The organism is Streptomyces sp. BK208, assembly GCF_004364245.1.
Taxonomy (GTDB): Bacteria; Actinomycetota; Actinomycetes; order Streptomycetales; family Streptomycetaceae; genus Streptomyces.
In genome coordinates, this window is record NZ_SOAV01000004.1 from 214,779 (window position 1) to 239,319 (window position 24,541).

The window sequence follows — 24,541 nt, forward strand, 5'->3', positions numbered from 1 at the left end:
CCCCATCAGGAGCAGCCATGACCCCCGGTACGACCAGCGCACCAGCCGAGGTGGAGCTCGCCATCGGCGGCATGACCTGTGCCTCGTGCGCCGCCCGGATCGAGAAGAAGCTCAACCGGCTCGACGGAGTGACCGCCACCGTCAACTACGCGACGGAGAAGGCGAGGATCTTCCATACCGGTGACGTGTCCGTCCCGGAGTTGATCGCCATGGTCGAGGCGACCGGGTACACGGCCCGCCCACCGGAGCCGGCCCGGGCCGAGCCCGCGAGCGGCGCGGAGGACGCCGGGCCGGACGACGCACTGCGGCCGCTCCGGCAGCGGCTGGTGACCGCCGTGGTGCTGGCGGTCCCCGTGATCGCGATGGCGATGGTGCCGGCCTTGCAGTTCACCTACTGGCAGTGGCTGTCGCTGACCTTGGCGGCCCCCGTGGTGACGTACGCGGCCTGGCCCTTCCACAAGGCCGCGTTCACCAACGCCCGCCACGGCGCGGCCACCATGGACACCCTGGTCTCGGTCGGCACGTCGGCGGCGTTCCTGTGGTCGCTGTGGGCCCTGTTCCTCGGCACCGCGGGCGCTCCCGGCATGACCCACCCCTTCGAACTCACCATCGCCCGCGGCGACGGCTCCGCGAACATCTACCTGGAGGCCGCGGCCGGGGTGACCGCCTTCCTCCTCGCCGGGCGCTACTTCGAGGCCCGTTCCCGGCGCAAGGCCGGTGCCGCGCTCAGGGCCCTGCTGGAACTGGGCGCCAAGGACGTCACCGTGCTCCGGGAAGGCCGTGAGGAGGAGATTCCCGTCGGGGAGCTGAAGGCCGGCGACCGTTTCCTGGTCCGCCCGGGGGAGAAGATCGCCACCGACGGCACGGTCGTCGAGGGCGCCTCGGCCGTCGACGCGTCGATGCTCACCGGCGAGTCCGTCCCGGTCGAGGTCGGCGTCGGCGACGGCGTCACCGGAGCGACCATGAACGTGGGCGGCCGGCTGGTGGTCGAGGCGGTCCGGGTCGGCGCGGACACGCAGCTGGCGCGGATGGCGAAGCTGGTCGAGGACGCCCAGAACGGCAAGGCGGCCGTCCAGCGGCTCGCCGACCGCGTCTCCGGTGTCTTCGTCCCCGTCGTCATCGCCCTCGCTCTGGCCACCCTCGGCTTCTGGATCGGCAACGGCTCAGGACCGACGGCCGCGTTCACCGCCGCCGTCGCCGTCCTGATCATCGCCTGCCCCTGCGCCCTGGGGCTCGCCACCCCGACCGCGCTGCTGGTCGGCACCGGGCGCGGCGCCCAGCTCGGCATCCTCATCAAGGGCCCCGAGGTCCTGGAGTCCACCCGCAGGGTCGACACCGTCGTCCTCGACAAGACCGGCACCGTCACCACCGGCCGCATGACCCTGCTCGCCGTGCACACCGCGACAGATGTCGAGGAGACCGAAGTCCTGCGGCTGGCCGGGGCGTTGGAGCACGCCTCGGAGCACCCGATCGCCCGGGCGGTGGCCGCGGGCGCCGCCGAGCGGGTCGGCACGCTGCCCGTCCCCGAGGACTTCACCGGCGTCCCGGGTCTCGGTGTCCAGGGCGTCGTCGACGGGCACGCGGTCCTGGTCGGCCGCGAGAAGCTGCTCGCCGATCGGGCCGTGGAACTGCCCGCCCGGCTGGCCGGGGCCAAGGCCGAGGCGGAGCGGGCCGGGCGCACCGCGATCGCCGTCGCCTGGGACGGCGAGGCCCGCGCGGTCCTGGAGGTCGCCGACGCGGTCAAGGACACCAGCCCCGAGGCGATCGCCCGGCTGCGCGCCCTCGGCCTGACGCCGATGCTGCTGACCGGCGACAACGAGGCGGTGGCCGCCTCCGTGGCGCGCGAGGTGGGCATCGACGCCGAGCACGTCGTCGCCGAGGTCCTGCCGCAGGACAAGGTGGCCGTCGTCGAACGCCTCCAGAACGAGGGCCGCTCGGTGGCCATGGTCGGCGACGGTGTCAACGACGCCGCCGCGCTCGCCCGGGCCGACCTGGGGCTCGCCATGGGCACCGGCACGGATGCCGCCATCGAGGCGGGCGACCTCACCCTGGTCCGCGGTGACCTGCGCACCGCCGCCGACGCCATCCGGCTGGCCCGCAGGACGCTCGGCACCATCAGGTCCAACCTGTTCTGGGCCTTCGCCTACAACCTCGCCGCCCTGCCGCTCGCCGCGGCGGGACTGCTCAATCCGATGATCGCCGGGGCGGCCATGGCCTTCTCCTCCGTCTTCGTCGTGGGCAACAGCCTGCGGCTGAGGGGCTTCAAGGCCACGGCCTGACCCACACCCGCCACCGGGCCGCCGCGCCGCCGCCACCCGCGAAGGGCAGCCGCCCGGGGAGCAGACCGGTCCGGCGGCTCGGTGCCTGCCGCCCGCGCCGCGCCGTCCCCCGGACGGGTCCGCCCGCGCGCCGCCCGGGCCCGGGGCGAGCAGGATGGTTCGGGTCCCGTCTCCCCACGGAGCAGGAGCCCATGACCGGACCGACCAACGCCGACGGCGACCCGCGCGGCCCGCTCGGCCCGGCCGCGGGCCGGATGCCGGAGCGCGGGCGGGCCCTCCGCGCCGTGCTCGCCGAACTGCGGGCCGTGGACGGCGCCCTGTACGCGGCGGTGGCCGCCACGTCCACGCCCGCCCTCGACCGGGCACTGCGGCGCCTGTCCCACGCCGCCGACCATTCGAAGGTCTCCCTCGGGATCGCCGCCGCGCTCTCGCTGAGCGGAGCGCGGGCGCGGCGGGCGGCCCTCGTCGGCGTGGCGGCGGTCGCCGTGGCGTCGGCCTCGACGAACCTGCTCGGCAAGCACCTGGTGCACCGGGCGCGACCGGACCGGGAGGCGGCGCGGGTGACCACGGACCGGTACGTGCCCATGCCCGCGTCGGCGTCGTTCCCGTCAGGGCACACGGCCGCGGCGGTCGCGTTCGCCACGGCCGTCGGCGTGGTCCTGCCCGAGGCCGCCGTGCCGCTCGGCGCGCTGGCTAGCGCCGTGGGCTACTCCCGGGTCCACACCGGCGTGCACTATCCCGGTGACGTGGCCGCGGGCGCCGTACTGGGCATCGCCAGCGCTGCCGCGGCGCTCGCGGCGGCGTCCCGTCAGCCGAACACCTTCACCGCCTGGTAGTACGTCCACGCGGTGCTGTTGCAGGCGGTCTTGGTGGCGCCGCCGTAACCGGCGCAGACGCGCTTGAGGTCCTCGTAGAAGGCGCTGTCGATCCGGGACTTGTTGGCGTCGAAGGTGCCCGCGGCCTTGTAGTTGCGGTAGCCGAAGTCGTGCCGTGCGCAGGAGGTGCTGAAGGGAAAGCCGAACGGGTTGTCCGGCGAGGTGGAGCAGTAGTCGGTGGTCCAGTCGAATCCGTAGGCGGACCAGGCGGACTTGTCGGCGCGCGCGGCGTTCCAGGCGTTGTAGCTGGACGCGCTGGTCTGCGTCCAGCTCGCGAGTACCTGTGACTTGTCGGAGGGAACGGCGTCGGCGGTCGCGGCGGTGGCGACGACGGTGGTCACGGCCAGCGCGGCGGCACTGAGTCCGGTGGCGAGTCTGCGGTGCATCCCACACCTCCATGAGGCTGCGGCCCGCCACTCGGGCCGCAGGTTCATGTCAAGATGATGCGCACCTGGACCACCCGTTCACACCTCCGGAGGCCCAACTCGTCGTGAACACCGCATTCTTGTGACGCTACGCGCGTCCCCCTGGCGCCCAGTCCGGATCCCCGCCGTGCATGGCGAGGTGGAACGGATCGCCGGGAGCGATCTCGCCCGCACGGACCGGCCGTCCGGTGAACGCCGCCTTGTACAGGGCCGCGGCGAACTCCAGCGTGGCGCGCGCCTGCGGGCCGCTGCCGGGCGGGCGGACCCCGGCGTCCCAGGCGTCCAGCACGGCGCCGAGCTGCGCCGTGTGGGAGCTGGGCACGTCGGCGGGAGGCGTACGCCAGGCGGCGGCACGCTCGGGGGCGACGTGCCGGGCCGGGGTGTAGGTCCAGTCGTCGTTGCGGTGTCCGTACAGGTGGGTCAACTCGACCGTCGCGTCGGCGCAGTCGACGCGTATCCGGCTCGTCTCGTCCGGGGACAGCACACTGTTGACCACGGTGGCGAGAGCGCCGCTCTCGAAGCGCACCAGGGCGGTGGAGACGTCCTCGCTCTCGGTGTCGTGGACCAGGCGCGCGGCCATGGCCCGGATCTCCGCCCAGGGACCCAGCAGGTGCAGCAGCAGGTCGTACTGGTGGATGCCGTGGCCCATGGTCGGGCCGCCGCCCTCGGTGGACCAGCGTCCGCGCCAGGGCACCGCGTAGTAGGCGGCGTCGCGGTGCCAGGTGGTCTGGCAGTGGGCGACGAGCGGGGCGCCCAGCTCGCCGCCGGCGATCAGCTCACGGGCGTGCGCGGCCCCGGAGCCGTACCGGTGCTGGAAGACCACGGACGCGTACGCGCCGGACGCCTCCTCGGCCGCCGCGATGTCGTCGTACTCGGCGAGGGAGAGGCACAGCGGCTTCTCGCACAGCACCCAGGCGCCGGACTTCAGCGCGGCCACCGTCTGCTCCCGGTGCAGGGACGGCGGCGTGCCGACGAGGACGAGGTCGGGGCGTACGTCGTCCAGCATGGCCTCCGTCGACGCGTACCCGGCGACGTCGCCCGGCGCCTGCGCGCGGAACGCGTCGAGCCGTGAGGGGTCCACGTCGACGGCGGCGACCAGTTCGGTGCGGTCGGCGTGGGCGGCGAGGGCCGGCAGGTGGCCGCCGGTGACGATGGCGCCGGTGCCGACCACGGCGACCCTGCGGCGGACGGGGCCCGGCGGCGTGCGGTCCTCCCCTGCGGACATGCGGTCCTCCTCGGACGGGCGGCGCACGGGACACGGACACCACCGGTAGAAAGCGCTTTCAACAGCGCAGACAATAGGCGGGGAGCCATAGCCCGGACAACCCCCACCGTTTGCGGGCCGGGCGTGCGGCTGGTCGACTGGCGCGGGGGGAAACGGGGCCGGCGGTGACACACCGGCCCGTCTCCAGTCGTCTCCAGAAGGAGTCCAGGCGTGAGTTCCCCGAAGCCGAATCCCTCGTCGCCCGCGGAACACCGGTCGGACGGCAGCCAGCCCTGGCTGCACCAGAGGGGCCGGACCATTCAGGAGTACGGCACCGTCAAGCAGTTCCCCGTGGCCCTGACCATGGAGACCCGCCTCTACTCCTGCCAGCGGCTCAACAAGGTCCTCGCGGACACCCGGATCCTGCACGACCTGTACAAGAAGTACCACTGGCTGATGCGCGGGGCGACGTTCTACCAACTGCACCTGCTCCTCGACAAGCACGCCGGTGAGCAGCTCGAACTGATCGACACCGTCGCCGAGCGCGTCCAGACGCTGGGCGGCGTCGCGGTGGGCGATCCCCGGCACGTCGCCGAGATCACCACCGTGCCGCGTCCGCCGGACGGGGTCGAGGAGGTGCCGTCGATGCTGTCGCGGCTGCTGGAGGCGCACGAGCTGATCCTGACCGAGTGTCACGACGCGGCGGCCCGCACCCAGGAGTACGGGGACGACGGCACCAACGACCTCCTGGTCTCCGAGGTGCTGCGCACCAACGAACTCCAGGCGTGGTTCGTGGCGGAGCACCTCGTGGACACTCCGCTGGTCCACGCCTGACCCCGCCCGGACATGGCGCACACGTCCCAGGACACCGAAGGCGGTCCCCCGGCGCGCGGCCGGTGGTCCGCCTTCCGGCAGTCGCCGTTCTGGCCGGCCACCGTGCTGGTGCTGATCCTCGCGGCCGCGGCGGGTCTCTTCGCGGGCTCGTACACCTACTCGATGGCGAACCCGACACCGCGCCTGATCCCCACGGCCGTGGTCGGTTCCTACGAGAGGGCGGGCGGGCAGGCCTATCTGCTCGGCCTGGAGAAGGCGCTCGACACCTCGGTGAAGGTGCATCCGTACCGGACCCGTGCCGCGGCCCACGAGGCGATCGAGCAGCAGGAGGTGTTCGCGGTCTTCGAACTGCGCGAGGACGGGCGGCGGGCCGTTCTCGACGTGTCCGGCGCGTCCGGCTCGTCGGTCGCCGAACTGCTCGCGCAGACGGCACCGGCCGTGGGCGAGAAGCTCGGCGTCCAGGTCACCGTCCGGGACGTCAACCCCCTCCAGGAGGGCGACCCGCGCGGCCTGGCCATCTTCTACATCTCACTGGCCGCCGTGATCATCGGTTTCGTCGGGGCGATCCAGCTGAGCGTGCACGCGCGCTCGCTCACCCCGGTCGAGCGCATCCTGTTCACGGTGGCCTACGCGCTGCTGGGCGGGTTCGCCATCGCCGCCACGGTGGACTGGCTGCTGGGCGCGCTGGACCTGCCGTTCGCCGAGTCGTGGCTGATCCTGGCGCTCACGATGTTCGTGTCCGGCATGGTCTTCACCATGTTCAACACCCTGTTCGGCCGCTGGGCGATGCTGCCCACGTGGGGCCTGATGGTGATCATCGGCAACCCCTCCTCGGGCGGCGCGGTGTCCTGGCCGCTGCTGCCGTCACCGCTGGGACTGATCGGCCGGTGGCTGCCGCCCGGGGCCTCGGTCAACGCGCAGCACACGGCGGTGTACTTCCAGGGCCATCAGCACGCCTTCCCCTTCCTGGTGCTGGCCGGGTGGGCGCTGCTGTCCTGCGCGGTCTTCTGGGTCTGGCGGCACCGGCATCCCGGCGGACGGGAGAAGGACCCGTCGGAAGCCGGGACGGAGGCCACCGGCTCCTGACGCCGCGTCGTGCCCACGGGGAGGTGAGGGCACGACAGGCCATCCGGAGGGCGAGCCGGCCGCCGGGGTCGTCCGGCGGAGCACCGAGCCGTTCGCGGACCTGGCGCAGCCGGGCGACGACGGAGTCGCGGTGCAGGCCGAGGACGCGGGCGGCGGCGGTGGCGGCCCGCCGCCCTCCAGGAACGCCTCGCGGCCGAAGGCCGCTTCGTCCCTGTCGTCGGCCCCACCGGGGCTGCGATCATGTGGCTGGAGCCGCGGGTGCGGCTCGGGGCGCGACCCAGGGGGTGTCGTTTGGATCTTGCCGCGGACGCGCGGGGCCCGGCAGGCACATCCGCGGCGTTGTCGTCGGTTGCCGGGCATGTGCCCTGGCGCCCCCTCCGCTTGCAGCCGCACGCCCCGGACCCCGCTCGGGCCGGCACCGGGGCACCGTCGCCCGGAACCGGCCCGGACCGAACGACACCCCCGGTCCGCACCACCTGCCTGCCACCGCGGCCGAAGCACCGCATCACCCGACAACCGCCCGGTCCGTCCGTCCGGACCCACGACCCTGGAGTTGCCCCATGGCCCTCGACGTCGCCGCGATCCGCGCACATGTGCCCGCCCTCAAGTCCGGTACCGCGCGGTTCGACGCGCCGGGCGGTACGCAGACCCCGCAGCCGGTGATCGACGCGATCGCCGCGGCGCTGACCGCCCCGCTCGCCAACCGGGGCCGCAACACCGAGGGCGAGCGCAACGCCGACCGGATCGTGGCCGAGGCCCGGTCCGCGCTCGCCGACCTCCTCGCCGCCACGCCGCAGACGGTCGCCTTCGGACGCAGCGCAACCCAGCTCACCTACGACCTGTCCCGGACCCTGGGCAAGGACTGGGCGCCGGGCGACGAGGTGGTGGTCACCCGGCTCGACCACGACTCGAACATCCGGCCGTGGGTGCAGGCGGCCGAGGCGGCGGGGGCCCGCGTGCGGTGGGCGGACTTCGACCCCGCGACGGGCGAGCTGCGGCCCGAGCACGTCGCGGCGGTACTGAGCCCGCGTACCAGGCTGGTCGCGGTCACCGCCGCGTCGAACCTGATCGGGACGATGCCGGACCTGCCGGCGCTGGCGTCCCTCGTCCACGCGCACGGGGCGCACTTCCACGTCGACGCGGTGCACTACGCCTCGCACGCCGTGGTGGACCTGGCGGAGACGGGCGCGGACACGCTGGTGTGCTCGCCGTACAAGTTCCTCGGACCGCACCTGGGCGTGCTGACCGGCCGGGCCGAGGTGCTGGAGTCGCTGCGCCCGGACAAGCTGCTGCCGTCCGCCGACACCGTGCCCGAGCGGTTCGAACTGGGCACGCTGCCCTACGAGTTGCTGGCCGGGGCGAGCGCGGCGGTGGATTTCCTGGCAGGGCTCGCCCCGGAGGCCCGGGGCTCGCGCCGGGACCGGCTGGTCGCCTCGTTCGCCGCGCTGGAGAGCCACGAGGACGTGCTGCGCGAGCGGATCGAGGAGGGGCTGGCCGCGCTGGACGGCGTCACCGTGTACTCGCGGGCCGCACGGCGCACGCCGACCCTGCTGTTCACCGTGGCGGGCCTGCGGCCGGCCGAGGTGTACCGGCAGCTGGCCGAGCGGGGCGTCGACGCGCCCGCCGGGTCCTTCTACGCCCTGGAGGCCTCGCGCCGCCTGGGCCTGGGCGACGAGGGCGCCGTCCGCGTCGGACTGGCGCCCTACACCGGCGCGGACGACGTGGAGCGTCTCCTGACCGCGCTGGCCGGCCTCGACCGCTGACCGCGTCCCGGCGTCACGACAGCGGCACGGTCACCTCCCCTTCGCCCTCCGCGCTCCCGCCGCCCGCGACCCGGACGGTGAACGGGCGGTCGGTGCCGTTCGCGGTGACGCGCAGGGCGTCCCCCTCGCGCCGCACGCGGAAGGCCGCGGCCGGTGTGCCCAGGAGGTCGGGCACGCGGGCCTCGGCCGTGTAGTCGGCGTCGGCGGTCGGATGGACCAGCAGGGTCGGGGCGTCCAGCCAGTCGCCGTCGGGGCGCGTGTCGTCGGCGGCGAGCGGCAGGACGGCGCCCTCCCTGACGTACAGGGGCAGACTGTCGTAGCCGTGCCGTTCGGTGCGCCAGGCCGGGCCGGTGACGCGCTCGCCGGTCAGCAGGTGGGTCCAGGTGCCCGCGGGAAGGTAGACCTCGACCTCGCCGTCCTCGGTGAAGACCGGGGCGACGAGGAGGTCGGGGCCGAGCATGTACTGGCGGTCCAGCGGGCGGCAGGCCGGGTCGTGCGGGTACTCCAGGACCATCGGCCGCATCATCGGCACGCCGGTGCGGTGGGCCTCGGCGGCGACGCCGTACAGGTAGGGCATGAGGCGGTGCTTGAGGAGGGTGAAGCTGCGGGCGACGTCTACCGCCTCCTCGCCGAACTCCCACGGCACCCGGTAGGACGAGGAGCCGTGCAGCCGGCTGTGCGAGGAGAGCAGGCCGAAGGCGAGCCAGCGCTTGAAGACCGCCGGGTCGGGCGTGCCCTCGAAGCCGCCGATGTCGTGGCTCCAGAAGCCGAAGCCGCTCAGGGACAGGGAGAGGCCGCCCCGCAGTGACTCGGCCATCGCCTCGAAGGACGACCAGCAGTCGCCGCCCCAGTGGACGGGGTACTGCTGGCCCCCCGCGGTCGCCGAACGGGCGAAGAGGACGGCCTCGCCCTGACCGCGCTCCTTCTCGAGGAGTTCGAAGACGGTGCGGTTGAACAGGTGCGTGTAGTAGTTGTGCATGCGCTGCGGGTCGGAGCCGTCGTGCCAGACCACGTCGGTGGGGATGCGCTCGCCGAAGTCGGTCTTGAAGCAGTCCACGCCCTGGTCGAGCAGCGGCTTGAGCTTCCCGGCGAACCAGTCGCGGGCGGCCGGGCTGGTGAAGTCGACCAGGCCCATGCCCGCCTGCCACAGGTCCCACTGCCAGATGTCGCCGTCGGGCCTGCGCACCAGGTGCCCCAGGGCGGCGGCCTCGTCGAAGAGCGGGGACTTCTGCGCGATGTAGGGGTTGATCCAGGCGCTGACCCTCAGCCCCTTGGCCTTGAGCCGGGCGAGCATGCCGTCCGGGTCCGGGAAGACGTCCGGGTCCCACTGGAAGTCGCACCACTGGTACTCGCGCATCCAGAAGCAGTCGAAGTGGAAGACGGAGAGCGGGATGCCGCGCCGGGCCATGCCGTCCACGAACTTCGTCACGGTCCCCTCGTCGTACGAGGTGGTGAAGGACGTGGTGAGCCAGAGTCCGAAGGACCAGGCCGGCGGCAGGGCGGGGCGGCCGGTGAGGGCGGTGTAGCGGGTGAGGACGTCCTTGGGCGTGGGCCCGGCGACGACGTAGTACTCCAGCGTCTGGTCCTCGACGCTGAACTGCACCTGGCCCACCGACTCGGAGCCGACCTCGAAGGAGACCGCGCCGGGGTGGTTGACGAAGACGCCGTAGCCGCGCGAGGACAGGTAGAACGGGACGTTCTTGTAGGCCTGTTCGCTGCTCGTGCCGCCGTCCGCCTGCCACATGTCGACGACCTGGCCGTTCTTGACGAACGGGGTGAAGCGTTCGCCGAGGCCGTAGATCTGCTCGCCCACGCCGAGGGCGAGGCGGCCGAGCATGTGGTGCGCGCCGTCGCCGGTGGTGGCGAAGGCGGTGCCCTTGGCGTCGGCGCGGGTCAGCTCGCGCCCGTCGGCGTCGTGGAAGGTGAGGCCCCAGGGGCCCTCGCGGTCCAGGCGGAGGGTGAGCGGACCGCTGGTCAGCTCGGTGAGGCCGCCGTCCTGGCGCACCTCGCCGGCGCCGTCCGGCGCGCCGGCGAGGGCGAAGTCGGGGCCGGGCCGGCGCTTCCCGGCGTGGTGGGTGACGCGGACGCCGATGACGCCCTCGGCGGGAGAGAAGCATTCGACCGTGAGGAGCGGCGCGTTGAGCGTGTCCCCCCTCCGCGTCACCTTCTTCACGGCGGCATGGGCGGTGAAGCGCTTCGATTCAGGGCGCACATCGCGTACCTCGGTGGCGTACGAGAGTTGCACACCCTCACGGATGAGCCAGAAGCCGTCGGTGAACTTCATGATCTTCCTCGGGTGGGGCGGGAGCTGTCGGGTGGGGAGCACGGGGGCCGTCTCACAGCGTTTTGATCGTACACAAAACAAATCCGTCCGCCGAGACGTTCGCCACCATTCCACCGCGCTGAACTGGGAGTATTACCCAAGGGAACACATCACTCACCGCACGGAGCCGGGAGACCGGGGCCACTTTCCTCTAGCGCGGGAGCGGGTCCGTGACGTATTAGTCATCACATCAAACAAAACAGTCCGGCGACGGAGCCGGACAGTACGACAGCAAGGGCCGCACCATGTCGAAGCGCTTCACCTCGCTCGCCTTGACAGCACACCCTCCGGCTGCCACGCGCCGCGGGCGAGGACGCTCACGCCGAGTCGTCGCCCCGTTCACCGCCGTGTCCGTACTGGTCGCCGGGGCGGCACTGGCCGGCTGCGGACAGCAGCGGGACGCCGACACGTACACCGTGATGAACTCGTCGACCGACGAGTCGTACCACCGCTGGGACGCGGAGGCGATGGCCCGCTGCGGCGAGCAGCTGGGTGTCACGATCGAGCAGCAGAGCGTCCCGGCGGCGCAGGTGATGACGAAGGCCCTGCGCATGGCCTCGTCCAAGTCGCTGCCCGACGTCGTGCAGTTCGACGCGTCCGAGATGCCGACCTTCGCGGACGCGGGGGGTCTCGTCGACCTGCGGACGATCGGACTGAGCACCGACGGCATCCCCGACGGCATCGTCGACTTCGGCTCCTACAAGGGCACGTACTACGGCGCGGCCCGCTCCGTGAACACCCTGGCCCTCTTCTACAACAAGGACGTCCTCGACGAGGCGGGCGTGAAGGTCCCGGCCACCTGGGCGGAGCTGCGCCGGACGGCGCAGGAGCTCACACGGGGCAAGCGGTACGGCCTGGCGCTCAGCGCGGGCGGCGCGGAGGACGGCGTCTTCCAGTTCACGCCGTTCATGTGGTCCAACGGCGGTGACGAGACCGACCTGGACGGCCCGAAGGTCGTGGAGGCTCTGGACTACTGGAAGAGCCTGCTCAAGGACCGTTCGCTGTCGAAGTCGACGGTCAACTGGACCCAGGCGGACGTCAACGACCAGTTCATGGCCGGCAACGCGGCGATGATGATCAACGGGCCGTGGCAGGTGGAGACCCTCAACAGCGACACGTCGCTGCACTGGGGCATCGCGCCGATCCCGGTGCCCGCGGCGGGCGACGACTCGGTGGGTCCCCTCGGCGGCGCCGTCCTGACCGTGCCCAACACCGGTGACGAGGCCCGGGAGAAGACGGCCGGGAAGATCGTCGCGTGTCTGGCGAGCGAGAAGGAGCAGCTGACCTACGCGCTCAACAGCTGGATGGTCCCGGCCAACGCGAAGGCAGCCGCCGAATGGCGCGAGAAGGTGCCCGAGCTGGACTCGCTCGCCGACCAGGTGGCCGTCGCCCGGTCCCGGACGGCGAAGCTCGGCGCCGGCTGGTCGAGCGTGTCGCTCGCCCTGCAGAGCGCCTTCCAGTCGGCCCTGACCGGCCAGTCCAGTGAGACCGCCCTGAAGCGCGCCCAGCAGCGGGCCACGAGCGGGAACTGAGGTACGCCCCCATGACCACGCCCACGCCCACGTCGTCCGTCTCCGCGCGGACACCCGCGAAGCCGTCCACGTCGCCCGCCCCTTCCGACCCCGGCCGCATCGCGCGCCGGCGCAGGCTCACCCGGTGGGGCTTCGTCGCCCCCGCCGTCGTCTTCATGCTGCTGTTCTTCGGCTACCCGCTCGTGCGCAACGTCGTGATGAGCTTCCAGGACTACACGCCGAAGACCTTCTTCACCGGTGAGGCGCCCTTCAACGGCACCGACAACTGGTCCAACGTCTTCCAGGACGCCCTGTTCGGCAAGGCCCTGTGGCACACGCTCGTCTTCACGGCGGGCTCGCTGCTCGGGCAGTTCTGCATCGGACTGGCGCTGGCGGTCTTCTTCAGCCGCCGCTTCCCGCTGAACGGGGTGCTGCGCTCGCTGATCCTGCTGCCCTGGCTGGTGCCCATGGTGGTGTCCGGCATCGTGTGGCGGCGCATCCTCGACCAGGACACGGGTGTGCTCAACTCGTTCCTGGACACCCTCGGTCTCGGCGGCCACACGCCGTGGCTGACCAGCCCCGAGATGGCCCTGCTGTCGGTGATCCTGGTCAACATCTGGATCGGCATCCCGTTCAACATGGTCATCCTGTACGGCGGTCTCCAGGAGATCCCGAAGGAGCTGCACGAGGCGGCCGCCCTCGACGGCGCCTCGGCCTGGCGTACCTTCCGCTCGGTCACCCTGCCGATGCTCAAGCCCGTCGTCACCGTCGTCCTGGTGCTCGGCTTCATGTCGACGGTCAAGATCCTCGACCTGATCCTGGCCCTGACCGACGGCGGCCCGGCCGACGCCACGCAGACGCTGGGCACCCTGACGTACCAGAACTCCTTCGTCCAGCTGGACTTCGGCGCGGGCGCCGTCGTCGGCAACGTACTCATCCTGATCTCCGCCGTGTTCGCGGTGTTCTACCTGCGGGCCAACCGCACCGAGGGGAAGTGACGTCCATGGCCTCCCACACGCCCACCGCCTCCCGGCGCCGCTGGGGCTCCACCGTCGCCGGCGTTCTGATCCTGTGCGTGATGCTGTTCCCGCTGTACTGGATGCTCAACACCGCGCTGCAGCCCGACGCGGGACTGCTCCAGGTCGACCCGGTGCCGGGCAGCCTGGACCTGTCCGGCTTCTCCAAGGCGATCAGCGACCAGGGCGGGCACCTGCTGACCTCGCTGGCGGTCTCGCTGGGCGCGGTCGCCATCTGCCTGGTGATCTCGGCGCCGGCCGCCTACGGGCTCGCGCGGTTCGGGCTGCGCGGCTCGCGCACGATCGTCTTCGGCACGCTGATCACCCAGATGGTGCCGGGCATCGTCATCGCCAACGCGCTCTACAACTCCTACGTCGACCTCGGCCTGGTCAACTCCTACTTCGGCCTGATGCTGGCGGACGCCTCGCTGGGCATCCCGTTCTCCATCGTGCTGATGCGCTCGTTCATGGTGTCGATCCCGGGCGAGGTGATCGAGGCCGCGCAGATCGACGGGGCCGGGCCGCTGCGGACGTTCGTGCGGGTGGTGCTGCCGATGAGCCGCAACTCGCTGATCACGTCGGGGCTGTTCGCGTTCCTGTTCTCGTGGAGCGACTTCATGTTCGCCCTCACCCTGAACACCACCGACGACGTCAAGCCCATCACCCTGGGCATCTACCAGTACATCGGCGCACACGTCGGCGACTGGGGCTCGGTGATGGCCGCCTCCGTGCTGTCCGCGGTGCCGGCGGCGATCCTCCTCGTCCTCGCCCAGAAGTACATCGCCGCCGGAATCTCCGGCGGTTCCGTCAAGTGAACCGACCACCGCACCCCGCACGTCACGCAAGCACGGAGATGAGCACCACAGCATGAGCGACTACCCCGGTTTCCCGCCCGGTTTCGTCTTCGGCGCCGCGACCGCCTCGTACCAGATCGAGGGCGCGGCGACGGAGGACGGCCGCGGTCCGTCGATCTGGGACACCTACAGCCGCACCCCGGGGCTGGTGGTGAACGGCGACACCGGTGACGTGGCCTGCGACCACTACCACCGCTACCCCGAGGACGTGGCCCTGCTGCGCGACCTGGGTGTGGACTCCTACCGCTTCTCGATCGCCTGGCCGCGCATCGTGCCGGACGGCTCGGGCGCGGTGAACCCCAAGGGGCTCGACTTCTACTCCCGGCTGGTGGACGAGCTGCTCGCGGCGGGCATCGAGCCGGCCGCCACCCTCTACCACTGGGACCTGCCGCAGGCCCTGGAGACTCCGTCCGGCAGCGGCTCCGCCACGCAGGGCGGCTGGCGGGTGCGGGAGACGGCGGAGCGGTTCGCCGAGTACACGGCGGTGGTCGCGGAGCACCTGGGCGACCGGGTGCCGCGCTGGATCACTCTCAACGAGCCGTGGTGCAGCTCCTTCCTCGGCTACTCCATCGGCCGGCACGCGCCCGGCGCCAAGGAGGGCCGGGGTGCGCTGGCCGCCGCCCACCACCTGCTGGTCGCCCACGGGCTGGCCGTGCAGGCGCTGCGCGCGGCCGGGGTGCGCGAGGTGGGCATCACGCTCAACCTGGACCGCAACCTGCCCGCCACCGACTCCCCCGCCGACCGGGCGGCGGTGGTCCGCGCGGACACCCAGCACAACCTGGTGTGGACCGACCCGATCCTCGCGGGCCGCTACCCGGCGACCGAGGAGGAGACCTGGGGCGAGCTGATCACCGGCCAGGACTTCCGCCGGGACGGCGACCTGGAGCTGATCTCCCAGCCGCTGGACTTCCTCGGAATCAACTACTACCGGCCGATCGTGGTCGCCGACGCCCCCCACCGCGAGAGCGACCCGGCGCGGCGGGTGGCCACGGACAACCGGTACGAGGAGGTGCGGCTGCCCGGCGTGCGGCACACGGCGATGAACTGGCCGGTCGTGCCGGACAGCTTCACCGACCTGCTGGTGGAGCTGAAGAAGCGGTACGGCGACGCCCTGCCGCCGGTCCACATCACCGAGAACGGCTCGGCGGAGGACGACACGGCGGCCGCCGACGGCACGGTGCACGACACCGACCGGGTCGCCTATCTGCGCGACCACCTCACCGCTCTGCGGGCGGCGATGGACGCGGGCGTGGACGTGCGCGGGTACTACGTGTGGTCCCTGCTGGACAACTTCGAGTGGGCGTACGGCTACGACAAGCGCTTCGGCATCGTGCGGGTCGACTACGGCACACAGCGGCGCACGCCGAAGGACAGCTACCACTGGTACCGGGAGATGATCGCCGCGAACCGCGGGTGACGCCGGGGGCGGGGGCGCCGGACGGCCTCGCCCGGCCCCGCACGGCCCGGATGGACCGCCATGCGGATTCCGCGGCCGGCGCCACGGGAACGGCGCCGTCACGGGCCGCCGCGAGCGGCGGGCGGGCCGCCCCCGCGTCAGCCCGGGGCGCGTTCCGCGTACGCCGCCGGGTCGGCCAGCACCTCGCGGACGATCACGCCGGCCGCGCCCCGCGCCGCGTCGCCGAGCGAGGACGCGGCGCGCAGCCGCTCGCCGCCCTCGCTCCACAGCCCGGAGACCACGCGCCGGGCGAGTTCCCGGTCGACGGCGGGGGCGAGCCAGTCCATCAGCTCGCGGTAGACACCGCCGAGCATGACGGCGCCGGGGTCGAAGAGGTTCACCGCGCCCGAGACGACGACCCCCAGCTGCCGTCCGGCCCGTTCGATCGCCGACAGCGCGGCCGGGTCGCCCCGCCGGGCGCGGCGCTCCAGTTCGGCGACGCCCTGCACGCCCGCGTCCGCGTCGATTCCCGCGGCGGCGAGCAGCGCGGCCTGACCGGCGTACTGCTCCAGGCAGCCGTGGGCACCGCAGCGGCAGCGCGGGCCGTCGGGGTCGACGACCATGTGGCCGATCTCCCCGGCGAAGCCGTGCGCGCCGCGCAGCAGCTCGCCGTCCAGCACCAGGGCACCGCCGACGCCGATCTCGCCGGTCAGGTACAGGAAGCTGCGCACGCCCTCGGTGCCCGCGCCGAACCACAGCTCGGCGAGGGCGGCGGTGTTGGCCTCGTTGTCGGAGCTGACCGGCAGCGGGCGGTGGGCGGGACGCAGGGCGAGAAGCGCCTGGGCGAACAGGCCCTCGATGGCGACCCGTTGCCACCCCAGGTTGGGAGCCTGGCGCACGCTGCCGCCGGTGACCAGGCCCGGCAGGGCGACGTGGGCACCGGTCGGGACGAGTTCCTGCTCGGCCGCCGAGCCGATGGCGCGCGCCGCCAGCCGGGCCGCGCGCGTGACGACCTCGCCGGCCTGGACCCCGCGGTTGTCGGAGTGCTCCACCAGGCGCACCCGGTCGGTGCCGGCGAGGTCGACGACGCACACGGCGATGTAGTCGATGTTGATCTCGACGCCGAGGCCCGCGGGGCCCGACCTGGACACCTTCAGGACGGTGCCGGGCCGCCCCGCCTGGCCACTGCTGGTCTTGCCCCATTCGGAGACGAAGCCGTATTCGAGGAGCTGTTCCACCAGGGACGACACCGCGGCGCGGGTCAGACCGACATGTGTGGCGACGCCGGCCCTGGTCGCCTCCCCCGCGTCGTGCACGGCCCTCAGGACCAGGCTGAGGTTGTGCCGTCTGACCGTGGCCTTGTCGGCCTTCGGTTCCAGGGGGGTGAGGTTGTTCATCATCGTGCTGTCGAGCGTATGCGACACCCGGGGCGCCGGTTCCCGGGTGCTCCGCCCGCCGCGGCCGGGGTGTCCGTCCGGGAGTGCGGCCGGCCGGGGCGCGGGGCGTGCTCCCCCCTTCGCCCTCGCCTCCTCCCTCCTCCCGGTCCCGCCCGCTCGCCCTCCCCCTCCGCGCGCCCTCGCGGCACCCTTGCCGCCATCCCGCCCGACCCCTAGCCTGACTTTGTGCCGCAAATAAACAAAACCCGATCGCACAGTGTCGTGCCGGGTCCCCGCCGCGATCTCACCCGTCTCCGCATCGCCCTGACCGTCTTCTTCGCCCTCGACGGCTTCGTCTTCGCCGGCTGGGTGGTGCGCATCCCCGCCATCAAGGAGCAGACCGGCGCCTCCGCCAGCGCCCTGGGCCTCGCCCTGCTCGGCGTCTCGGCGGGTGCCGTCGTCACCATGACGCTCACCGGGCGGCTGGTCCGGCGCTACGGCAGCCACCCCGTCACCGTCGCCTGCGCGGTCCTGCTCTGCCTCAGCATCGCCCTGCCCCCGCTGACCCGTTCGGCCCTCGCCCTGGGTGTCGTGCTCCTGGTCTTCGGCAGTGCCTACGGCGGGATCAACGTCGCCTTCAACAGCGCCGCCGTCGACCTGGTGGCCGTCCTCGAGCGCCCGATCATGCCCAGCTTCCACGCGGCGTTCAGCCTCGGCGGCATGGTCGGGGCGGGGCTCGGCGGGCTGGTCGCCGGGGCGCTGTCGCCGACGCGGCATCTGCTCGCCCTCACCGTGACCGGTCTGCTGGTCACGCTGTTCGCCGGCCGGGCCCTGCTGCGCTGCGAGCCCGCCGCGCCACCGGACCGCACGGACCGCACGCCCGGGAAGGACGGTGCCCCGCACCACCGGGACCGCCGCACCCGCCGCCTGGTGGTCACCTTCGGTCTGATCGCCCTGTGCACGGCCTACGGCGAGGGTGCCATGGCCGACTGGGGCGCCCTGCACCTGGAGCAGGACCTCGACGCCTCGCCGGGCATGGCTGCCGCGGGGTACTCGTGCTTCGCCCTGGCCATGACCGTCGGCCGGCTGACCGGGACGACCCTGCTCGAACGCCTGGGGCGGACGGCCACGGTGGTGGCCGGCGGCACCACCGCCGTGGCCGGCATGCTGCTCGGCTCGCTCGCCCCGTCCCTGTGGGCGGCGCTGTTCGGCTTCGCGATCACCGGTCTCGGACTCGCCAACATCTTTCCGGTCGCGGTCGAGCGGGCCGGTGCGCTGGGCGGTCCCAGCGGGGTCGCGACCGCGTCCACGCTGGGCTACGGCGGCATGCTGCTCGGGCCGCCCGCGATCGGCTTCATGGCCGACTGGTTCTCCCTGTCCGCCGCCCTCACCAGCGTGGCGGCGCTCGCGGCAGTGGCGGTGCTGGTCGCGGTCGCGACGCGGCGGTCGGCGGTGCCCGGCTGAGCCGGGCGGCCGTTCCCGGTGCGCGCGGACCTGCCGCCGCGCCCGGGCCCTGCGGCACACTCCCTGTCATGAAGACTGCCGCTCACATCGAAGTCCTGGACCGCGAAGGCGTGTTGCTGGCGGCCGCCGCCGAGTCGGCGGGTACCGGCGCCCCGGTACCGACCTGCCCCAGCTGGCGGGTGCGGGACCTGCTGCGGCACACGGGAATGGTGCATCGCTGGGCGACCGCGTTCGTCGCCGAGGGGCACACCGGTCCCCGGCCCGCGGAAGACCTCACCGACCTCGACGGAGCCCCGCTCCTGACCTGGTTCCGAGAGGGACACGGGCGGCTCGTCGACACCCTCGCCGGCGCCGCGCCCGGCGTGTGGTGCTGGTCCTTCCTGCCGGCTCCCTCGCCCTTGGCCTTCTGGGCCCGGCGGCAGGCGCACGAGACGACCGTGCACCGGCTCGACGCCGAGTCGGCCCGGGGCGGTGAACCCACCGGCATCGGTGTGGAGTTCGCGGTGGACGGCGTCGACGAACTGCTGTGCGCCTTCCACGCCCGGCCGAAGAGCGCCGTACGCACCGAGGAACCCCGCACGCTGCGGGTGCGGGCGACGGACGCGACGGACGCCGTGTGGACCGTCCGGCTGTCCGCGCAGCCGCCGGTGACCGTGCGGGAGGACGCCGAGGACGCGGAGGACGCCGACTGCGAGCTGTCCGGACCGGCCGCCCAGCTCTACCCGGCGCTGTGGAACCGCCGGCCGTTCCCGGAGGTGGCCGGCGACGCCTCGCTCGCCGCGTTGTGGCGGGAACGGTCGCGCGTCACGTGGGGATGAGGCGCCCGGGGACGGCGGCGTCGGTCAGCCGGTCTCGCTCGGTCGCTCGGTCGCTCGGTCGCTCGGTCGCTCGGTCGCTCGGTCGCTCGGCACCGTACCCCCTGCCGGGCCGCCGTCGCTCTGGGAGACTTGCCGGCATGGACACATACGGGGGACGGCGTACGCAGGGCGAGCGGGACGCCGTCACGGTCGAGATCGGTTACGCGCTGTGCAGTGCGGCGTTCGCGGCGGCCGTGCTGTTCGAGGCCGTGGCCGGACCGGCGTATCTCTTCGGCCTGCCGGGCCGGGTGCGCGGCGCGCTCGTCGGGGCGGGGACGGTGCTGGCCGTGGCCGTGTTCTTCGTCCGGGTGGTGAGCGTACTGGTCCGGTTCGGCCGCGGCGGTCAGCCGAGCCAGCCCGGCCGCACCAGCCCCGACTCGTAGGCGAGGACCACCAGTTGGGCCCGGTCGCGGGCGCCCAGCTTCACCATGGTGCGGCTGACGTGGGTCTTGGCGGTCAGCGGGCTGACGACGAGTCGGCGGGCGATCTCCTCGTTGGACAGTCCGATGCCGACCAGGGCCATCACCTCGCGCTCCCGCTCGGTCAGCCGGGCCATCTCACCGGCCGCCGCGGGCTCCTTGGAGCGGGCCGCGAACTCGGCGATCAGCCGGCGCGTCACCCCCGGTGACAGCAGCGCGTCGCCGTCCACCACCGCCCGTACGGCGCGCAGCAGTTCCTCGGGCTCGGTGTCCTTGACCAGGAAGCCGGAGGCTCCGGAGCGGATCGCCTCGAAGACGTACTCGTCGAGTTCGAAGGTGGTGAGCATGACCACCTTCACCTCGTGCAGCCCCGCGTCCTCGGTGACCCGGCGGGTCGCGGCGAGGCCGTCCAGCAGGGGCATGCGGATGTCCATGAGGACGACGTCGGGCCGCAGTTCGCGGATCGCGCGCACGGCCTCCTCGCCGTCGGCCGCCTCCGCGACCACCTCGATGTCCGGCTGCGCGTCCAGCAGCGCCCGGAACCCGGCCCGTACCAACGACTGGTCGTCGGCGAGCAGTACGCGGATCACCGGTCGTCCCCTTTCGCCTGCGTCGTGTCCTTCGTCTGTGCCGTGTGCCCCACGTCGACCGGCAGGGCCGCCAGGACGCGGAAACCGCCGTCGGGACGCGGGCCCGCCTCGATGGTGCCACCGAGAGCCGCCGCCCGCTCCCGCATCCCGGCCAGCCCGTTGCCGCTGCCGCCCGCGTCGGCGCCCGTCGCGGGGCCGTCGTCGTCGACGCGCAGCCGCAGCGTGCTCCCGTCCCGGTCGAGTCGGACGCGCGCGTGCCGGGAACCCGAGTGCCGTACGACGTTGGTGAGCGCCTCCTGCACGATGCGGAACGCGGCCAGGTCGGTGCCGGGCGACAGACGCGGCGGCTTCCCCTCCACCTCGACGGTGAGTCCGGCGCTCGCCGCCTGTTCGACCAGTTCGGGGAGCCGGTCGAGGCCGGGGGCCGGAGCGCGCGGCGCGTCGCCCGGGGTGCGCAGGGTGTCGAGCACCTGCCGCACCTCGCCGAGCGCCTCCTTGCTCTGGTCCTTGATGGTGGTGAGCGCCGTGCGGGCCTGCTCCGGGTCCGTGTCCAGGAGGGCCAGCCCGACGCCGGCCTGCACGTTGATGACGGAGATGCTGTGCGCGAGGACGTCGTGCAGCTCACGGGCGATCCGCAGCCGCTCCTCGTCCGCACGCCGCCGGGCCGCCCGGGCCCGCTCCGCCCGCTCCCGCGCCCACTGCTCGCGGCGGGCCCGGGCCAGCTCCGACAGGGCCGCGACGGCCACGACCCAGGCGGCGATCCCGAGCTCCTGCCCCCAGGACGCGGCGGAGTCCCCGGCCGGTGGCAGCCAGCGGTAGAGCCAGTGGGCCATCAGGGCGTGCCCCGCCCACAGGATCCCCATCGCCGCCCACGCGGCCTCGCGGTGCCCGGCGACGACGGCGCTGAAGCAGGCCACCGCCACGGCCAGGAAGACCGGGCCGTACGGGTAGCCGGCGCCCAGGTAGGCCAGGGTGGCGACCGCCGTGCCGAACACGACCGGCACCGGGTACCGCAGCCGCCACAGCAGGGCGGCCCCCGTCACGAACAGCAGCGCACGGGCGAAGGGGTCGAGTCCGGCCCGCTCCCCTTCCTGCACATGGGCGGCGAAGTTCGAGCCGACCAGCACGAACGCCGTGACGAGCGCGGTGGAGACCCACGGCCACCGGGGGCGGCGCTCCTCGTCGACCCGCCGGTTCCACCACGGGGGCCCGTGCCACCGCCACTGCGGTGCCCGGTCCCCGCGCTCGCGCTGTCCGTCCATGTCCGCCACGCTAGACGCCGGGCACCGCGGCCGGCGTCACCCGCGCGCGGTGCCCGCCCGTACTCCCGGGGAAGTACGCCCCCGCCCGCCCGGACCCGGTTCGGTCCCGGCCGCGACGGACGGTCAGGAGTGCGACGACCCGACCGCGGGTCAGGCGCCGGACTCCTCCCCCGAGGACGGCCCGGACGGCCCCGACGGCCCGGTCGACGCGGACGATCCGGTCGGTTCGGACGCCCCGGAGGGCTCGGGCGAGGAGGACGAGGCGGACGGCTCGGGACGCCGGTCCATCGCCGCCAGCGCCCGCTGCGCCAGCGGATGACCACGCACCAGCTCGCCCAGCGAGGTCGAGCCCTGCGTGATGTCCCGGAACGCCTTCCAGGCCGGACGGAACCCCGTCAGGGCCGCGTGGAACAGCCCGGGCCGGCGCTCGAACACCGCCAGCATCCGCTTGCCGACGCTCATCTCCACGCCCAGCCCGGCCTTGATCGCGAACGCGTAGTTCAGGGCCTGCCTGCGCGCGTCCACCGCGTCGTGCGCCTCGGAGACGCGCACCGCCCACTCCCCCGCGAGCCGTCCCGAACGCAGCGCGAAGGAGATGCCCTCGCGGGTCCACGGCTCCAGCAGTCCGGCGGCGTCGCCGCACACCAGGACCCGGCCGCGCGACAGCGGCGAGTCGTCCGCACGGCAGCGCGTCAGATGGCCGGAGGAGATGCTCGGTTCGAAACCGGAGAGTCCGAGCCGGGCGACGAAGTCCTCCAGGTACCGCTTGGTCGCCGCGCCCTCGCCGCGCGCCGAGATCACCCCGACCGTCAGCGTGTCGCCCTTGGGGAAGACCCAGCCGTAACTGCCGGGGATCGGGCCCCAGTCGATGAGCACCCGGCCCTTCCAGTCCTCGGCGACCGTCTCGGGCACCGGGATCTCCGCCTCCAGGCCCAGGTCGACCTGGTCGAGCTTCACCCCGACGTGCGCGCCTATCCGGCTGGCGCTGCCGTCCGCGCCGACCACGGCGCGGGCCAGGACCGTCTCACCGCCCTGGAGGACGACGGCGACCGTGCGCCGGTCCGGCACCGCCGAACCGTGTTGCTCCACCCGGGTCACCGTCGCCCCGGTCCGCAGCTCGGCACCGGCCTTCTGGGCGTGCTCGACGAGCTGCAGGTCGAACTCGGGCCGGTTGATCAGCCCGAACAGCATCTGCCGGGAGCGGCGGGTCCGGGTGAAGCGCCCGTTGTTCGAGAAGGTCACCGCGTGCACCCGGTCCTGGAGGGGCAGCTCGAAACCGGGTGGGAGGGTGTCGCGCGAGGGGCCGATGATGCCGCCGCCGCACGTTTTGTAGCGGGGCAGCTCCGCCTTCTCCAGCAACAGCACGCGCCGCCCCGCGACCGCCGCCGCGTAGGCGGCCGAGGCCCCTGCCGGTCCCGCGCCCACCACGACCACGTCCCAGACCTGACGCGCGTCGTCCGCCGAAGAGTTCTCGCTGCTCACGATGGTCTACTGCTCCGATCAAACCGCATGCCGCACCTGACCCCCGCATCCTACGGCGGGCATCGCCGCAGGCCACTGTGGGAGGATCGGCCCGATCATTCCAAGTACTCCTTGGTACAACGTCGCACCCACAAGGAGCGTGCCCATGTCGCCGAATCCGGTCGCCGAGACCGTCGCTTCGCTGATGCCCCGCGCGAAGGAGGAGCTCGCCGCGCTGGTGGCCTTCAGGTCGGTGGCCGACTTCGAACAGTTCCCGCGCAGCGAGAGCGAGGGGGCCGCCGACTGGATAGCGACGGCCCTGCGCGCCGAGGGCTTCCAGGACGTCGCCCTGCTGGACACGCCGGACGGCACGCAGTCGGTGTACGGGTACCTGCCCGGCCCCGAGGGCGCGAAGACGGTGCTGCTCTACGCCCACTACGACGTGCAGCCGCCGCTGGACGAGGCCGGCTGGGCCACTCCGCCGTTCGAGCTGACCGAGCGCGACGGCCGCTGGTACGGACGGGGCACCGCGGACTGCAAGGGCGGCGTGCTGATGCACCTGCTCGCGCTGCGCGCCCTGAAGGCCAACGGCGGCGTGCCGGTGCACGTCAAGGTGATCGCCGAGGGTTCCGAGGAGCAGGGCACGGGCGGCCTGGAGCGGTACGCGGAGGCGCACCCCGAGCTGCTGGCCGCGGACACCGTCGTCATCGGCGACGCGGGCAACTTCCGCGTCGGCCTGCCGACGGTCACCTCCACGCTGCGCGGCATGACGATGCTGCGCGTGCAGGTCGACACGCTCGAAGGCAACCTGCACTCCGGCCAGTTCGGCGGTGCGGCACCCGACGCCCTCGGCGCCCTGATCCGCGTACTGGACTCGCTGCGCGCCGAGGACGGCTCGACGACCGTCGACGGGCTCGTGGCGGACAGCACCTGGGAGGGGCTGGTCTACGACGAGGAGCAGTTCCGCCGGGACGCACGGGTGCTGGACGGTGTGGAGCTGATCGGCAGCGGCTCCGTCGCCGACCGGATCTGGGCGCGGCCGGCCGTCACGGTGCTCGGCATCGACTGCCCGCCGGTCGTCGGCGCCACCCCGTCGGTGCAGGCGGGTGCGCGGGCGCTGGTGAGCCTGCGGGTGCCGCCGGGCGTGGACGCGGCCGAGGCCACCAAGCTGCTTCGGGCCCACCTGGAGGCGCGGACGCCGTGGGGTGCCCGGGTCGCCGTCGAGCAGATCGGCCAGGGCCAGGCGTTCCGCGCCGACACCACGAGCCCCGCCTACCAGGCCATGGCGGACGCGATGGCGGTGGCGTACCCCGGCGAGGAGATGCAGTACGCCGGTCAGGGCGGCTCGATCCCGCTGTGCAACACCCTGGCGGCCCTCTACCCGGACGCGGAGATCCTGCTGATCGGCCTGAGCGAGCCCGAGGCCCAGATCCACGCCGTGAACGAGAGCGTGTCCCCGGAGGAGCTGGAGCGGCTGTCGGTGGCGGAGGCGCACTTCCTGCTCAACTACGCCGCGAGCTGAGCCGGGTCGCGTTTCGCGTTCTGC

The 24,541-nt window shown here is 73.1% G+C and carries 20 protein-coding genes and 1 pseudogene; 13 read left to right on the forward strand and 8 right to left on the reverse strand.

All coding sequences use genetic code 11. The features are described from left to right. Positions 1-17 precede the first annotated feature (17 nt). The gene (locus EV562_RS11965) at positions 18-2,279 is read left to right on the forward strand and encodes a heavy metal translocating P-type ATPase (protein ID WP_133886750.1); all 2,262 of its coding nucleotides are present in this window, start codon (positions 18-20) and stop codon (positions 2,277-2,279) included. A 191-nt stretch (positions 2,280-2,470) separates the two neighbouring features. Next, positions 2,471-3,115: a phosphatase PAP2 family protein gene (locus EV562_RS11970; RefSeq protein ID WP_133886751.1), complete on the forward strand. Its 645-nt coding sequence runs from the start codon at positions 2,471-2,473 to the stop codon at positions 3,113-3,115. On the opposite strand, the gene EV562_RS11975 is transcribed toward EV562_RS11970, so the two are convergent. Both EV562_RS11975 and EV562_RS11980 read right to left on the reverse strand, forming a co-directional pair. Beyond that, on the reverse strand, positions 3,088-3,540 hold the full coding sequence (locus tag EV562_RS11975) for a phospholipase (RefSeq protein ID WP_133886752.1): 453 nt from the start codon (positions 3,538-3,540) through the stop codon (positions 3,088-3,090). The two genes, EV562_RS11970 and EV562_RS11975, sit on opposite strands and share 28 nt — an antisense overlap. A 127-nt stretch (positions 3,541-3,667) precedes the next feature. Further along, positions 3,668-4,804, reverse strand: coding sequence for a Gfo/Idh/MocA family oxidoreductase (locus EV562_RS11980; protein WP_133886753.1), 1,137 nt, complete (start codon positions 4,802-4,804; stop codon positions 3,668-3,670). A gap of 210 nt (positions 4,805-5,014) precedes the next feature. Between EV562_RS11980 and EV562_RS11985 the strand changes: the two genes are divergently transcribed. Both EV562_RS11985 and EV562_RS11990 read left to right on the forward strand, forming a co-directional pair. After that, the gene (locus EV562_RS11985) at positions 5,015-5,617 is read left to right on the forward strand and encodes a DNA starvation/stationary phase protection protein (RefSeq protein WP_133886754.1); all 603 of its coding nucleotides are present in this window, start codon (positions 5,015-5,017) and stop codon (positions 5,615-5,617) included. A gap of 12 nt (positions 5,618-5,629) precedes the next feature. Further along, positions 5,630-6,703, forward strand: a complete 1,074-nt coding sequence (locus EV562_RS11990; protein ID WP_133886755.1) for an ABC transporter permease — start codon at positions 5,630-5,632, stop codon at positions 6,701-6,703. A 40-nt stretch (positions 6,704-6,743) separates the two neighbouring features. Here the strand turns inward: EV562_RS11990 and EV562_RS35875 are convergent. Beyond that, a pseudogene (locus EV562_RS35875) lies at positions 6,744-6,854 on the reverse strand (helix-turn-helix domain-containing protein); the annotation flags it as partial. A 409-nt stretch (positions 6,855-7,263) separates the two neighbouring features. On the opposite strand from EV562_RS35875, the gene EV562_RS12005 reads away from it, so the two are divergent. Then, complete coding sequence (locus EV562_RS12005) at positions 7,264-8,466, forward strand: cysteine desulfurase-like protein (RefSeq protein WP_133886756.1); 1,203 nt, start codon at positions 7,264-7,266, stop codon at positions 8,464-8,466. 13 nt (positions 8,467-8,479) lie between these two features. Here the strand turns inward: EV562_RS12005 and yicI are convergent, their stop codons facing one another. Beyond that, positions 8,480-10,750 carry an alpha-xylosidase gene (yicI, locus tag EV562_RS12010; protein ID WP_133886757.1) on the reverse strand — a complete coding sequence of 757 codons (2,271 nt, stop codon included), beginning with the start codon at positions 10,748-10,750 and terminating at the stop codon, positions 8,480-8,482. Between the two features lie 284 nt (positions 10,751-11,034). Here yicI and EV562_RS12015 point away from each other — a divergent pair, with 284 nt between their 5' ends. The 4 genes from EV562_RS12015 to EV562_RS12030 are packed head-to-tail and all read left to right on the forward strand — an operon-like array spanning position 11,035 to position 15,587. Continuing rightward, positions 11,035-12,321 carry a sugar ABC transporter substrate-binding protein gene (locus tag EV562_RS12015; protein ID WP_166661734.1) on the forward strand — a complete coding sequence of 429 codons (1,287 nt, stop codon included), beginning with the start codon at positions 11,035-11,037 and terminating at the stop codon, positions 12,319-12,321. Positions 12,322-12,332: 11 nt separating this feature from the next. Continuing rightward, entirely contained in the window at positions 12,333-13,298 is a 966-nt protein-coding gene (locus EV562_RS12020) for a sugar ABC transporter permease (protein ID WP_133886758.1), read from the forward strand. Between the two features lie 5 nt (positions 13,299-13,303). Continuing rightward, positions 13,304-14,131, forward strand: coding sequence for a carbohydrate ABC transporter permease (locus tag EV562_RS12025; RefSeq protein WP_133886759.1), 828 nt, complete (start codon positions 13,304-13,306; stop codon positions 14,129-14,131). Between the two features lie 52 nt (positions 14,132-14,183). Continuing rightward, a complete protein-coding gene (locus EV562_RS12030) occupies positions 14,184-15,587 on the forward strand; it encodes a GH1 family beta-glucosidase (protein ID WP_133886760.1) in 1,404 nt (467 codons plus the stop codon). A 137-nt stretch (positions 15,588-15,724) separates the two neighbouring features. On the opposite strand, the gene EV562_RS12035 is transcribed toward EV562_RS12030, so the two are convergent. After that, positions 15,725-16,966 (reverse strand): ROK family protein, encoded by a 1,242-nt coding sequence (locus tag EV562_RS12035; protein ID WP_133886761.1) that lies wholly within the window; start codon positions 16,964-16,966, stop codon positions 15,725-15,727. 258 nt (positions 16,967-17,224) lie between these two features. Between EV562_RS12035 and EV562_RS12040 the strand changes: the two genes are divergently transcribed. From EV562_RS12040 to EV562_RS12050, 3 genes are all read left to right on the forward strand, one after another. Then, entirely contained in the window at positions 17,225-18,406 is a 1,182-nt protein-coding gene (locus EV562_RS12040; RefSeq protein WP_133886762.1) for an MFS transporter, read from the forward strand. A 68-nt stretch (positions 18,407-18,474) separates the two neighbouring features. Beyond that, positions 18,475-19,224 (forward strand): maleylpyruvate isomerase family mycothiol-dependent enzyme, encoded by a 750-nt coding sequence (locus tag EV562_RS12045; RefSeq protein WP_133886763.1) that lies wholly within the window; start codon positions 18,475-18,477, stop codon positions 19,222-19,224. Between the two features lie 137 nt (positions 19,225-19,361). Beyond that, positions 19,362-19,646 (forward strand): DUF6332 family protein, encoded by a 285-nt coding sequence (locus EV562_RS12050; RefSeq protein WP_133886764.1) that lies wholly within the window; start codon positions 19,362-19,364, stop codon positions 19,644-19,646. Here EV562_RS12050 and EV562_RS12055 read toward each other — a convergent pair. From EV562_RS12055 to EV562_RS12065, 3 genes are all read right to left on the reverse strand, one after another. After that, positions 19,607-20,272: a response regulator transcription factor gene (locus EV562_RS12055; protein WP_133886765.1), complete on the reverse strand. Its 666-nt coding sequence runs from the start codon at positions 20,270-20,272 to the stop codon at positions 19,607-19,609. The two genes, EV562_RS12050 and EV562_RS12055, sit on opposite strands and share 40 nt — an antisense overlap. After that, entirely contained in the window at positions 20,269-21,534 is a 1,266-nt protein-coding gene (locus EV562_RS12060) for a sensor histidine kinase (RefSeq protein ID WP_133886766.1), read from the reverse strand. The genes EV562_RS12055 and EV562_RS12060 overlap by 4 nt, the downstream gene beginning before the upstream one ends. A gap of 150 nt (positions 21,535-21,684) precedes the next feature. Continuing rightward, a complete protein-coding gene (locus tag EV562_RS12065) occupies positions 21,685-23,016 on the reverse strand; it encodes a geranylgeranyl reductase family protein (RefSeq protein ID WP_133886767.1) in 1,332 nt (443 codons plus the stop codon). A gap of 145 nt (positions 23,017-23,161) precedes the next feature. On the opposite strand from EV562_RS12065, the gene EV562_RS12070 reads away from it, so the two are divergent. Next, positions 23,162-24,517, forward strand: coding sequence for a dipeptidase (locus EV562_RS12070; RefSeq protein ID WP_133886768.1), 1,356 nt, complete (start codon positions 23,162-23,164; stop codon positions 24,515-24,517). Positions 24,518-24,541: the final 24 nt, after the last annotated feature.

Coding starts and splice junctions, on each gene's coding strand:
- yicI (WP_133886757.1), bottom strand. CDS start 10,750: ATGAAGTTCACCGACGGCTTCTGGCTCATCCGTGAGGGTGTGCAACTC.
- EV562_RS11980 (WP_133886753.1), bottom strand. CDS start 4,804: ATGTCCGCAGGGGAGGACCGCACGCCGCCGGGCCCCGTCCGCCGCAGG.
- EV562_RS11990 (WP_133886755.1), top strand. CDS start 5,630: ATGGCGCACACGTCCCAGGACACCGAAGGCGGTCCCCCGGCGCGCGGC.
- EV562_RS11970 (WP_133886751.1), top strand. CDS start 2,471: ATGACCGGACCGACCAACGCCGACGGCGACCCGCGCGGCCCGCTCGGC.
- EV562_RS12035 (WP_133886761.1), bottom strand. CDS start 16,966: ATGATGAACAACCTCACCCCCCTGGAACCGAAGGCCGACAAGGCCACG.
- EV562_RS12045 (WP_133886763.1), top strand. CDS start 18,475: ATGAAGACTGCCGCTCACATCGAAGTCCTGGACCGCGAAGGCGTGTTG.
- EV562_RS12025 (WP_133886759.1), top strand. CDS start 13,304: ATGGCCTCCCACACGCCCACCGCCTCCCGGCGCCGCTGGGGCTCCACC.
- EV562_RS12020 (WP_133886758.1), top strand. CDS start 12,333: ATGACCACGCCCACGCCCACGTCGTCCGTCTCCGCGCGGACACCCGCG.
- EV562_RS12050 (WP_133886764.1), top strand. CDS start 19,362: ATGGACACATACGGGGGACGGCGTACGCAGGGCGAGCGGGACGCCGTC.
- EV562_RS12005 (WP_133886756.1), top strand. CDS start 7,264: ATGGCCCTCGACGTCGCCGCGATCCGCGCACATGTGCCCGCCCTCAAG.
- EV562_RS12060 (WP_133886766.1), bottom strand. CDS start 21,534: ATGGACGGACAGCGCGAGCGCGGGGACCGGGCACCGCAGTGGCGGTGG.
- EV562_RS11965 (WP_133886750.1), top strand. CDS start 18: ATGACCCCCGGTACGACCAGCGCACCAGCCGAGGTGGAGCTCGCCATC.
- EV562_RS12070 (WP_133886768.1), top strand. CDS start 23,162: ATGTCGCCGAATCCGGTCGCCGAGACCGTCGCTTCGCTGATGCCCCGC.
- EV562_RS11975 (WP_133886752.1), bottom strand. CDS start 3,540: ATGCACCGCAGACTCGCCACCGGACTCAGTGCCGCCGCGCTGGCCGTG.
- EV562_RS12015 (WP_166661734.1), top strand. CDS start 11,035: ATGTCGAAGCGCTTCACCTCGCTCGCCTTGACAGCACACCCTCCGGCT.
- EV562_RS12030 (WP_133886760.1), top strand. CDS start 14,184: ATGAGCGACTACCCCGGTTTCCCGCCCGGTTTCGTCTTCGGCGCCGCG.